We start from the raw sequence: 11,510 nt of genomic DNA, 5'->3' as shown, positions 1-11,510 counted from the left end.
GCAGGACAATAAATTCACTGACAGATCGGAGCCGCCTTCTCTTGGGCCGCTCCGTTATTGCGCGAGGGGGTTCCCCCATGGGCCGCGGCCGGGCTAAGGCGAAGCAGACCAAGGTTGCTCGAGAACTGAAGTACAGCACCCCGCAGACCGATTTCGAGCGGCTTCAGCGCGAGCTGTCCGGTTCGAGCGACGACGACTCCGCCCAGCGCGACGGCGACGAGCCGTTTCCGAGCGACTCCTGGGCCGACGAAGACGACTGGCGCCGCTAAAACCTCGGGTGTTGCCCGACGAGCTTGGCTCGCGGGCCTTCTTTCCCGCCCTTGCTGACGGTGCCCAGCACCCAGCAGTCCAAGTGCCGCGCAGTCAAGATGGCCAGTGCCCGGTCGGTGTCCTCGGGAGCGACGACCGCGACCATGCCCACGCCCATGTTGAATGTCTTCTCCATCTCGGCACGTGCCACCCGGCCGCGCTGCGCGATCATCGCGAACACCGGCGCCGGCGTCCAGGTGCCACGGTCGACCTCAGCGACCAGCCCGTGCGGGATGACGCGTTCCAGATTGCCGGCCAGCCCGCCGCCGGTGATGTGGCAAAAGGTGCGGACGTGGGTTTCAGCGGCCAGCGCCAGACAGTCCTTGGCGTAGATCAGGGTGGGCTCGAGCAGCTCTTCGCCCAGCGTGCGGCCGAACTCCTCGACATAGCCGGCGAGGTTCATCCGGTCGATGTCCAGCAGGACCTTGCGGGCCAACGAATACCCGTTGGAATGCAGCCCCGAAGACCCCATCGCGATGATGACGTCGCCGGGCTTGACGCGCTCGGGACCCAGCACGTCGTCGGCCTCGACGACACCGACGGCGGTGCCGGAGATGTCGTAGTGGTCCGGTTCGATCAGGCCGGGGTGTTCGGCGGTCTCGCCGCCGAGCAGCGCGCAGCCCGCACGCATGCATCCGTCCGCGATGCCGGCGACGATCGCGTTGAGCCGTTCGGGCACGATGCGGCCCAACGCGATGTAGTCCAACAGGAACAGCGGCTCGGCGCCGCAGACCACGAGGTCGTCGACGACCATCGCGACCAGGTCCAGGCCCACGGTGTCGTGCTTGTCCATCGCCTGGGCAACCGCCAGCTTGGTGCCCACACCGTCGCTGGAGGCCGCCAGCAGCGGCTCCCGATAGCCGCTGCGCAGCGCGAACAATCCGGCGAATCCGCCCAGCTTGCTGCGCACCTCCGGACGAGTGGCTTTCGACGCCAACGGCTTGAACAGCTCTACCGCGCGCTCGCCGGCTTGGATGTCGACTCCCGCCGATGCGTAGGTGACGCCGTGGGGGCCCGGGTCTTTTGCGCGCTGGGTCATCGCGATAAAGGCTACCGGTCGACGCGGCTTACGGATGCCGCAGCACTGAGGCCTGCTCGGCCTCGGGCGATACGTCGGCGGCCGCGATGTCGGCGCGCACCCCGGCCCCGCGTGCGGCGGTGGCCAGCATGTGCTCGATGACGTTCTTGCCCAGTGCCGTTTCACTGGGCAGTTCGATCGGGTACTGGCCGTCGAAGCAGGCCGAGCACAACCGTGAGGTGGGCTGCTCGGTGGCCGCGATCAGACCGCGCAGCGAGATGTAGCCCAGCGTGTCGGCGTTGATGGCATGCCGCACGGCTTCGAGCATTTCGTCCTCGTCTTCGACGGCGTTGGCGATCAGCTCGGCCGGCGACGGGAAGTCGATGCCGTAGAAGCATGGCCACTTCACCGGTGGCGACGCAATCCGCACGTGCACCTCGACGGCACCGGCCTCGCGCAGCATCCGCACCAGCGCGCGCTGGGTGTTGCCGCGCACAATCGAGTCGTCGACGACGATCAGCCGCTTGCCGCGGATGACCTCTTTGAGCGGGTTGAGCTTGAGCCGGATGCCGAGTTGGCGGATGGTCTGCGACGGCTGGATGAACGTGCGCCCGACGTAGGCGTTCTTCATCAGGCCCTGCCCGTACGGGATGCCGGACTCCTGCGCATAGCCGACCGCGGCGGGCGTGCCGGATTCCGGGACGCCGATCACCAGGTCGGCGTCGATCGGGCATTCGCGGGCCAGCCGCCGGCCGATCTCGACTCGCGCGCCGTGCACCGAGCGGCCGGCGATCGTGCTGTCCGGCCGGGCCAGGTAGACGTATTCGAAGATGCAGCCCTTCGGGGTCGGGTTGGCGAAGCGGGCGGAGCGCACCCCGTCGGCGTCGATCGCCAGCAGCTCGCCGGGCTCGATGTCACGCACAAACGAGGCGCCGACGATGTCCAGCGCGGCGGTTTCCGAGGCCACCACCCAGCCGCGGTCCAGCCGGCCCAGCGACAACGGCCGCACCCCGTGCGGGTCGCGGGCCGCGTAGAGGGTGTTTTCGTCCATGAAGGTCAGGCAGAACGCGCCGCGCACGGTCGGCAGCAGCTCCAGGGCCGCCTGTTCCAGGCTGGAGTCGGCCGCGCCGTGGGCCAGCAAGGCGCCCAGGATGTCGGAGTCGGTGGTGGCCGCGCCGGGCACCCGGGTGTTGATCAGTCCTGCCTCGCGGGCCCGGGCGACCAGTGCCGTGCTGTTGACCAGGTTGCCGTTGTGCCCGAGCGCCACCCCGGTGCCGGCGGCCGTGTTGCGAAACACCGGCTGGGCGTTTTCCCAGGTGGTGTTGCCGGTGGTGGAGTAGCGGCAGTGCCCGATCGCCACGTGGCCTTCCATGGCCGCCAGTGTCTGTTCCTCGAACACCTGGCTGACCAGGCCGAGGTCCTTGAACACCAGCACCTGCGAACCGTCGGCGACAGCGATGCCGGCGGCTTCCTGGCCGCGGTGCTGCAATGCGTAGAGGCCGTAATAGGTCAGCTTGGCGACTTCCTCGCCGGGCGCCCATACGCCGAATACGCCGCACTCTTCGCCGGGCGGATTTTCCTCGGGCAGCGGCTGCTGGGCGGTCACGATGTGGCGGCTCCCTGGGGCGCGATTGGTGACGTAACGGAGTCTACGGGGACGACGGTCGAGTCGCCGAATCGGACGAGCGTGTTGCGCACCTTGCTAACGGGTTGCGGCAAAGGATGGTTCCCACAAGGCTCCAGCCGTCGCGTGTGCCACACAAGTCACAAGGTCACCAGCGGTAGCCAGGCCGCGATCTCGCCGGCCCGGGAGCCGGACAGCCGCAGCGCTCCGGTGGCCTGGGCGTCGAGCACCGTGAGCAGCCCGGTGGCCAGCAACAGCCAGGTCCGCGGATCGGTTTCGACGACGTTGGGCGGAGTGCCGCGGGTGTGCCGCGGCCCGGCAACGCACTGGACGGCGACGAACGGCGGAATGCGGACCTCGACGCTGGCGCCGGGCGCCTGCTCGGCCAGGGTGTGGGCGGTGAGCCGCACGGCGATCGCCAGTTCGGCGCGCTCAGGCGCGGGCCGACTATCGTCGCGCAGCCAGTCCTCGAGGGCCAGCACCGCGTCACGGGTCTGGGCCGGATCGGCTTTACGACGCGCGGCCATACGCCTGCACGGCCAGCGCCGCGGCGGCGCCAGCCTCGTTGATCGCCAGGTGTGCCAGCATCGGCGCGGCCAGGCTGCCGGAACGTTCGGCGAGCCAACCGAATACCCAGCCGGCGATGCCGGTGGCCACAACCGTGGGCAGCACCGGTTCGCCGGTGGCGCGGGCGTCGGCGATATGAGACAGCCCGAACGCGGCGGCCTGGAGCAACCGGCCGCGCGTTTCACCGAAAGCTGTTCTTGCCGTGGCACTTAACGCCCCGCGGTATGCGGCCTCCTCTGCCCACACGGTGCCCACCGGTATCCGCAACAACAGCCAGAGCGGTGTCGGCCGCGGCAGCTCCCGATCGGCCATCGAGAGCCGCACGACCGGCACCGCTGTCGTCGTCGCGACGACGGTCGCCGCGGGAACCGCTGCCGCCAGCCCGATCCGCAATCCCGCCCGCATGCGCGACGCAGACAGCCCCAACGGCGCGCGGGTCACCAGGACCAGCAAGCCTGCCAAACCGGATTGCGCCACGATGCGCCACGGCATCCGAACCCGAGGGCCGACAAAGCTCCAGCCGACCAGAGCTCCCGCCAGCCCCACGGTACGAAACGCGTTGGAGTTCATCAGTGTTCGGGTCCGTCAGCGCTTTCGGTCTGTTTCAGCGCGACGCGCATGCGTTCGGTGTCGCTGGGCTGCCAGCCCTCCGGCGGGGCGACCGCGGCCCAGCCGTCGAGCACGATGTCGCCGTAGTTGTGACCATGGCCGCCGGGCATGCTCTCGGCGTCGGTCAGGTCGGCGCTGACTTGCCAGAACGTCACCACGGGATACCAGCTCATCGCCGCGGTGCGGTCCTGGCCGGGCGGTTCGACCAGCCAGTCTGGCCGGGAGAACAACAGGTCGGGCGACCACCAGACGACGGGGTCAGAAGGGTGTTGCAGGAACAGAACTCGGGTGCCGTCCCACGGCGGCTCGGCGATGCGGGCGACGTCGTCGCTGGTGACCGCCTCGGAGAACCGCACCGTCCGCCCGTTGTCGTAGCGAGGTTGCACCTCGGGGGTGCCGGGGTCGCGTCGCACCATCAGCGCATGCCAGAGCGGGCTCTCGTGCGGCGGGCCGACCCACAACACGCCGTCGAAGCCCATCCTCGGAATGTCGGGAAGGAATCCGAACGCACTCTGCCCGGCCATCGAGCCCAGGCTTTCGCCGTAGAGCACCAGCTTCGGTCGGTGATCGGCCGGAAGTTGCTGCCAGTAGCCGTGGACGGCGTCGACCAGGGCCCGCCCGGAATCCTTCGACTTCTGCCGGTCGGCCAGGAACGAAATCCAGCTTGGCAGATAGGAATACTGCACGCCGACCATCGCGGTGTCGCCGTTGTACATCATCTCGATCGCGCGCGCGGCCACCGGATTGATCCACCCGGTGCCGGTGGTCGGCACGATGACCAACACCTTGCGGTCGGATGCGGCGGTGCGTTCGAGTTCGCGCACCAGGATCTTCATCCGGCCGGCGTCGTCGTCGGCGGTGTGCAGTCCGGCATACACGCGGATGGGTTCGCGGGCGGGCCGGCCGTTGATGCGAGTGAGCTCGGCGGCATGCGGACCGGTGGCGACGAAGTTGCGGCCCTGATAACCCAGCGTGTCCCATGGCGCCAATGACATTGGGCTGCCTGACTTTTCGGGCAGCGTAGGCTGGGTCAGCCCTTCGCGGGTCTCGGTGTTCTGCGGCTCGAAGATCTTGTTGGCCCCGGCGAAGAATCCACGCATCAGGACGCCGTTGATCAGGGTGACCAGCAGCGCCACCACGATCGCGGTGCCGATGAACAACGCCACCTCGTCGTGGATGTGCCAGCGCCGGATCAACATTCGGGCCAGCAGCTTGATGGCGTCGATCAGAACTCGGAATGTCGCGACCAGCAATGCACTGACAGCGATCGCGACCATCAGTGTCCGCAGATAAGCCGGCGTCGTCGGTCCTTCGATACCCATCAGCGCCGACACCTGCCGCTGCCAGGATGCGGCCGGGATGAGCATCAGCACGCACGCCACCGGCGAGATGACGACCACCGCCGCCTTCATCCAGAACAGCACCCGCGCGGGCGGTGGCCACCAGCCGGCGCTGCGAAGCACGACGCGGTCTGCGGCCTTGCCGATCACCACGCCCAGTCCGTAGCCGAAAGCCGCGTTGATGCCGCCGATCAGCCCTTGGAACAGCCAGTCCCGCGGCAGCAACGAGGGAGTCAGCGACAAGCAGAAGAACAACGCCCCGAACGCCACACCAATGAATTTCAGCCGCAGCAGGCTCCACGCCCACACCACGAGCGGATGCCTGCCATGGGTCGGCAGCGCTTCGGCGGTGACGTCGTCGACTGAAGCGCTCATGCAGTTACCCGAACAGTCGCGGCAGCACCCCTTCGGACGTGCTGCGCAGCTCGGCCAATGACACCGTGAACAGTCCCTGCACCTCCACCGAATCCGAGCCCTGGTCGACGACGCCGATGCGGGCGGCGGGCAGCCCGCGCGCCTCGCACATGGAGACGAACCGACTCTCCTCGGTGCGCGGGACGGCCACCAGCACCCGGCCCGCCGACTCGGAGAACAACGACACGAACGGATCGGCGCCCTCGGGAAGCACGATGCGGCAACCGGTTTCACCGGCCAGCGCCGATTCCACCACCGCCTGCGCCAAGCCACCTTCGGACAGGTCGTGGGCCGCCGACACCAGCCCGTCGCGGGAGGCGGCGGCCAGCACTTCGGCGAGCAGCTTTTCGCGGGCCAGGTCCACCTGCGGCGGCTGTCCGCCCAGATGATCGGCGGTGACCTGCGCCCAGATGGAGCCGTCGAACTCGTCGCGGGTGTCACCGAGCAGCAGCAGCGACTCGCCGGGTTCGGTGCCCATGCCGGTGGGCAGGCGACGGCTCACGTCGTCGATGACACCCAGCACACCGACGACCGGGGTGGGCATGATCGGCGTCGAGCCGGTCTGGTTGTAGAAGCTGACGTTGCCGCCGGTCACCGGAATGCCAAGTGCCGCACAACCATCCGCCAACCCACGGACCGCCTGGGCGAACTGCCACATCACCCCAGGATCCTCCGGCGAGCCGAAGTTGAGGCAGTTGGTGACCGCGACGGGGGTGGCGCCGGTGGCGGCGACGTTGCGGTACGCCTCGGCCAGCGCAAGCTGGGCGCCAGTGTAGGGATCCAATTGCGTGTAGCGGCCCGACGCGTCGGTGGACACCGCGATGCCGCGACCGGTGGTTTCGTCGATGCGCAGCATGCCGCCGTCGGCGTGTTCGGCCAGCACGGTGTTGCCGCGCACGTAGCGGTCGTATTGCTCGGTGACGAACGCGCGGCTGCACAGGTGCGGACTGCCCAGCAGCGCAAGCAAAGTCGCGCGCAGCTCGTCGCCGGTTGCCGGCCGGGGCAACCGGGTGGACCGGTCGGCGTTCAGTGCGTCCTGGGTGTCGGGGCGGGCGACCGGGCGCTCATACACCGGGCCCTGATGGGCCACCGTGCGCGGCGGCACGTCGACCACCGTCTCACCGTGCCAGCTGATCTTCAGCCGGTCGCCGTCGGTGACCTCGCCGATCACGGTGGCCAGCACGTCCCATTTGCGGCACACCGCCATGAACGCGTCCACGTTTTCCGGTGCGACCACCGCGCACATCCGTTCCTGCGACTCGCTGCAGAGGACTTCGGCCGGGGTCATGTTCTTGGCTCGCAGCGGCACGGTGTCCAGTTCGATGGCCATGCCGCCGTCGCCGGCTGACGCCAATTCCGATGTGGCACAGGCTAATCCGGCTCCGCCGAGGTCTTGGATGCCGATCACCAGGTCGGCGGCGTAGAGCTCCAGGCAGCACTCGATGAGCACTTTCTCCATGAACGGGTCGCCGACTTGCACCGACGGCAGCTTCTTGCGGCCCGGTCCGGACTCGTCGCCGGCGAAGGTGTCCGACGCCAGCACCGACACCCCGCCGATGCCGTCGAGACCGGTGCGCGCGCCGAAAAGGATGATCTTGTTGCCGGCGCCCGACGCGAACGCCAAGTGAAGATCCTCGGTGCGCAGCACGCCGACGCACAGGGCGTTCACCAATGGATTGCCGGCATAGCAGGCATCGAAGACGGTTTCGCCGCCGATGTTGGGCAGCCCCAGTGAGTTGCCGTAGCCGCCGATGCCGCGGACCACCCCGTCGAGCACCCGGCGGGTATCCGGGGCGTCGGCCGCGCCGAAGCGCAGTTGGTCCATCACCGCGACCGGGCGAGCGCCCATCGCCATGATGTCGCGCACGATGCCGCCGACGCCTGTGGCGGCGCCCTGGTACGGCTCGACGTAGGACGGGTGGTTGTGTGATTCGACCTTGAAGGTGACCGCCCAGCCGTCGCCGATGTCGACGACTCCGGCATTCTCGCCGATGCCGGCCAGCATGCCGGCCCGCATTTCGTTGGTGGTGGTCTCGCCGAAGTAGCGCAGGTGGACCTTGGACGACTTGTAGGAGCAGTGCTCGCTCCACATCACCGAGTACATGGCCAGCTCGGCGTCGGTGGGCCGGCGGCCGAGGATGTCGCGAATGCGCTGGTATTCGTCATCTTTGAGGCCCAGCTCGCGAAACGGTTGCGGCTGATCGGGGGTGGCTGCGGCGCGCTCGACGGTATCCACCGCGTGGGTGAGGCCGGACGTCACGGACACAGCTTAGTTACCTCGCCGACTCGCTCATTGGCCGAGTGTGAATCCTTGGTTTTCCGCCCTGGATACACCGTCGATTTTTCCGACGACCAGCGTTTGCATGGCGATCGGATGGGTAGCCGCACAGGGTCCGACAACAACCGATTGGAGGATGAGATGAGTGTTGAGTCCGGACAAGTCACGGGGACCAAAGACAAGAACTACAACCTGATTTGGTACACCGAGCAGTGCCTGGAAAACGCCCTGCGTCTGGAAACCTACATCCAGGATGCCGAGCGCGACGGCGACAACGAGGTCGCCGAATTGTTCCGCAAGGCCCAAGCCGATAGCCGCAAGGGCGCGCAGATGGCCGAGCAACTGCTGGTAAGGCGCCTTGACGAGGCGTTCAAGTCCTAAGCCCCAGCGATGCAGAAGGCATTGCCACCGGGGTCGGTCATCACGACCCAGCGGAAGTTGTCTCCGATGCTGTGCCGGCCGACCTCGGTGGCCCCGGCGGCGGTGAGCCGCGCAACCTCGCCGTCCACGTCGGCAGCGCTGAAATCCAGGTGTACCCGGTTCTTTCCCGGCGTGGGATCGGGCACCTTCTGAAAGCCCAGCCGTGGCCCGTCGGCCCGGCTCACCGCAACGAATTCGCCGGGGATCAACTCCTGGGCCTGACCGTCGAACTGCTCGGCCCACCAACCGGCCAGCTTCGCAGGGTCGGTGCAGTCGAACGTGACCATTTCCACCTTGAGTGCCATAGCCGCGACCGTACTCACCCGGCCGAGCTGACGGACCCACTTGTGCGCAACAATTCGGCGCTTTCGGTATCGGCCGGGTAGAACAACTCGACCGCAAGCTCGGCGAGGGTGACGTCGAGCGGTGTTCCGAACGTCGTCAACGTGGTGAACATCGAAAGCCGTTGCCCGCCATCAACCGCGAGTTCAAACGGGACAAGCAGCGACGTCGTATCCGGCGCTGTGTTCCGCCCCGCCAGGGCGGCGACACCGGGGTATGCGCGGACCTCCGCGTCGAGTGCCTGCAATTCCGGGTCGCCGGTAAGCGCGATCGTGCGGCGAAGCTGCTGGAGCAGATAGCCCGCCCATTCGGTGAAATTCAGGGTCCGGCCGGCAAGGCCATCGGGGTGCAGGCACAGCCGGTACACGTTGACCGGCGGTCCGAGCAAGCTCTCGGGCACGCCGGCGGTGAGCGCGGCCGCCGCGGCGTTGGCCTCAAGGATGTTCCAGCACCGGTCGATCACCACGCCCGGGTACGGGTCGTGCGCAGCGAGAAGCCGCTGCACCGCGGCGCGAGCCGGGATGAGCGCGTCGTCGGCCAGCGGCCGCGATGGGTAGCGCGGGGCGTAGCCGGCGGCGAGCAGCAGCGTGTTGCGCTCTCGCAGCGGGATGTCCAGGCCGTCCGCCAGCGCCAGCACCATCTCGGGGCTGGGCCGGGAGCGCCCGGTCTCGACGAAGCTCAGATGTCGTGCCGACACGCCGACACTCAGCGAGAGGTCCAGCTGGCTTACCCGACGGCGCGCCCGCCATTCACGCAGCAACACACCAACCGTCGCGTCGGTCACAAGGAAACGCTAACCATGTCGTCGCACCGGGGCGATGACCTCGCAGGTAATTGTGCGGCCGCAGCCCGTCGACGCACGCTCGATACGACGCGCTCCACCGGAGCGCCGGATCCCTTGGAGGAAGCCATGACCGACATTCAGTCCGCCACCCCGACGTTCAGTGCCGAGCTGTGGGCCAGGTTTTGGGCCGCGCCGGATCTGTCCGGCGGGGTGAACGTGCTGGCCGACGACATCGTCGGCTACTGGCCCGACGACCCGGAGCCGGTCCGAGGCGTCGACGCCTACACGGCGAAGATCGCCGAACTGCTGGCGACGGCGCCGGATTTGCGGCTCGAGCTCGTCGACAGCGCGACGGTCCCCGGCGCCGCCGCGGGCGAGCAGCTGGTGTTCCTGCACTACGTCGGCGAAGGCACCGGCCCGGCCGGACCGTTCACGATCCGCGGGCTCGACCGGGTCCGCAGCCGCGACGGCAAGGTCGTGGAGAACGTCATCCGCTACGCACCCGTGAACCAGCGGTGAGCGGCTACCGCGGCGCGAGGAACGCCTGCAGCGCCGCCGCGTAGGCGGCGACGTCGTGGGCGCCCATCAGCTCCCGCGCTGAGTGCATGGCCAGCTGGGCGGCCCCGACGTCGACGGTCGGGATGCCGGTCCGCGCCGAGGTCATCGGGCCGATCGTGGAGCCGCAGGGCAGGTCGGCCCGATGCTCGTAACGCTGTAGCGAGACACCCGCTTGCCGGCAGGCCAGGGCGAACGCCGCGGCGGTGCGGCCGTCGGTGGCATAGCGCAGGTTGGGCTGCACCTTGAGGACGGGCCCGGCGTTGACGGCGATCTGATGGCCGGGTTCGTGCCGGTCCGGGTAGTTGGGATGCGTGGCGTGGGCCATGTCGCCGGAGGCAACCATCGATCCGGGCAGTCGGCGCAGGAAGTCTTCGCGACCGCCGCCGCCCGCCAGCACGATTCGTTCCAGCGCCGTCAGCAGCAGTTCGGAGTTGGCGCCGTGATCGGACGTCGAGCCGACCTCCTCGTGGTCGAACAGCGCCAGCACCGGCAGATATCCGCTCGGCTGCGCGGCCAGGAAAGCTTCGGTCGCCGCGTAGCAGGTGGCCTGGTTGTCCAGCCGCGGCGCGCTGAGCAACGCGCCGTTCAGGTCCGACAGCGTCGAGGGCGTCAGATCGTGGGTCATCAGGTCGAAGCCGAGAACCTCGCCGGGATCGACACCGGCCTGCTCGGCGACGTAGTCGAGAAACGAGCCCGTCTCACCCGTCGCCCACACCGCGTTGACGTGACGCTGAGGGTCGAGCGTCACCGACTTGCGGTCCTCGGCCAGATGGATGGCCAGCTGCGGGACCCGCAGGATCGGCTGGTCGATGCGGACCAGCCGGTGAGTGCCGTCGCTTGTCGACAGCCGCCCGCTGATCCCCAGGTCCCGGTCCAGCCACGAGTTCAGCCAGGCGCCGCCGTAGGGCTGCAGCGCCACCATCTGCCATCCGGCGACCTGACGGTCGGGGTGTTGCTTGACCCGCAGATTGGGGCTGTCGGTGTGGCCGCCGACAATGCGAAACGGGCCGTCGGCGGCGCTGTTCCAGGCCACCAGCGAGCCGGCCCGGATGGTGAAGTAGCGGCCGCCCTCGCGCGGCCATTGGTCGTTCTCCGCCAGCTCGGTGTAACCGGCTGCGCGCAGCCGTTCGGCGACGGTCGCGCAGACGTGAAACGGCGACGGCGACGCGTCGATGAATTCGCACAGCCCTGGTGCCGTCGCCGCCATGTTCCCATCCTTTCATCACGGCACCGGCCGGGACGTTAGG

Annotated in this window: 12 protein-coding genes; 3 read left to right on the top strand and 9 right to left on the bottom strand. The window is 68.5% G+C overall.

Annotation, left to right across the window (positions count from 1 at the left end):
* Positions 1-77 precede the first annotated feature (77 nt).
* On the top strand, positions 78-269 hold the full coding sequence (locus tag MFM001_RS22105) for a DUF3073 domain-containing protein (protein ID WP_116377401.1): 192 nt from the start codon (positions 78-80) through the stop codon (positions 267-269).
* On the opposite strand, the gene purM is transcribed toward MFM001_RS22105, so the two are convergent.
* From purM to purL, 6 genes are all read right to left on the bottom strand, one after another.
* Entirely contained in the window at positions 266-1,348 is a 1,083-nt protein-coding gene (gene purM, locus MFM001_RS22100) for a phosphoribosylformylglycinamidine cyclo-ligase (RefSeq protein ID WP_116377400.1), read from the bottom strand. The genes MFM001_RS22105 and purM overlap by 4 nt on opposite strands.
* Before the next feature lie 28 nt (positions 1,349-1,376).
* Positions 1,377-2,933 (bottom strand): amidophosphoribosyltransferase, encoded by a 1,557-nt coding sequence (purF, locus tag MFM001_RS22095; protein ID WP_192887024.1) that lies wholly within the window; start codon positions 2,931-2,933, stop codon positions 1,377-1,379.
* Positions 2,934-3,091: 158 nt separating this feature from the next.
* Positions 3,092-3,478: a sterol carrier family protein gene (locus tag MFM001_RS22090; RefSeq protein WP_116377398.1), complete on the bottom strand. Its 387-nt coding sequence runs from the start codon at positions 3,476-3,478 to the stop codon at positions 3,092-3,094.
* The gene (locus MFM001_RS22085; protein ID WP_116377397.1) at positions 3,462-4,088 is read right to left on the bottom strand and encodes a CPBP family intramembrane glutamic endopeptidase; all 627 of its coding nucleotides are present in this window, start codon (positions 4,086-4,088) and stop codon (positions 3,462-3,464) included. The genes MFM001_RS22090 and MFM001_RS22085 overlap by 17 nt, the downstream gene beginning before the upstream one ends.
* Positions 4,088-5,842, bottom strand: coding sequence for an alpha/beta-hydrolase family protein (locus MFM001_RS22080; RefSeq protein WP_116377396.1), 1,755 nt, complete (start codon positions 5,840-5,842; stop codon positions 4,088-4,090). The genes MFM001_RS22085 and MFM001_RS22080 overlap by 1 nt, the downstream gene beginning before the upstream one ends.
* A 4-nt stretch (positions 5,843-5,846) precedes the next feature.
* Positions 5,847-8,147 (bottom strand): phosphoribosylformylglycinamidine synthase subunit PurL, encoded by a 2,301-nt coding sequence (purL, locus tag MFM001_RS22075; RefSeq protein ID WP_192887023.1) that lies wholly within the window; start codon positions 8,145-8,147, stop codon positions 5,847-5,849.
* Positions 8,148-8,300: 153 nt separating this feature from the next.
* On the opposite strand from purL, the gene MFM001_RS22070 reads away from it, so the two are divergent.
* Positions 8,301-8,540: a hypothetical protein gene (locus tag MFM001_RS22070; RefSeq protein ID WP_116377451.1), complete on the top strand. Its 240-nt coding sequence runs from the start codon at positions 8,301-8,303 to the stop codon at positions 8,538-8,540.
* Here the strand turns inward: MFM001_RS22070 and MFM001_RS22065 are convergent.
* Positions 8,537-8,884 (bottom strand): VOC family protein, encoded by a 348-nt coding sequence (locus tag MFM001_RS22065; protein ID WP_116377395.1) that lies wholly within the window; start codon positions 8,882-8,884, stop codon positions 8,537-8,539. The genes MFM001_RS22070 and MFM001_RS22065 overlap by 4 nt on opposite strands.
* A gap of 14 nt (positions 8,885-8,898) precedes the next feature.
* Positions 8,899-9,705 (bottom strand): helix-turn-helix domain-containing protein, encoded by an 807-nt coding sequence (locus tag MFM001_RS22060; RefSeq protein ID WP_116377394.1) that lies wholly within the window; start codon positions 9,703-9,705, stop codon positions 8,899-8,901.
* A 126-nt stretch (positions 9,706-9,831) separates the two neighbouring features.
* Between MFM001_RS22060 and MFM001_RS22055 the strand changes: the two genes are divergently transcribed.
* The gene (locus MFM001_RS22055; protein ID WP_116377393.1) at positions 9,832-10,224 is read left to right on the top strand and encodes a nuclear transport factor 2 family protein; all 393 of its coding nucleotides are present in this window, start codon (positions 9,832-9,834) and stop codon (positions 10,222-10,224) included.
* 4 nt (positions 10,225-10,228) lie between these two features.
* Here MFM001_RS22055 and MFM001_RS22050 read toward each other — a convergent pair whose 3' ends face one another.
* On the bottom strand, positions 10,229-11,470 hold the full coding sequence (locus MFM001_RS22050; RefSeq protein WP_116377392.1) for a M18 family aminopeptidase: 1,242 nt from the start codon (positions 11,468-11,470) through the stop codon (positions 10,229-10,231).
* Between the last annotated feature and the right edge of the window lie 40 nt (positions 11,471-11,510).

The sequence above is a fragment of the Mycobacterium sp. MFM001 genome, from assembly GCF_003402475.1.
Taxonomy (GTDB): Bacteria; Actinomycetota; Actinomycetes; order Mycobacteriales; family Mycobacteriaceae; genus Mycobacterium.
This window is presented reverse-complemented; position numbering and strand designations above follow the sequence as displayed.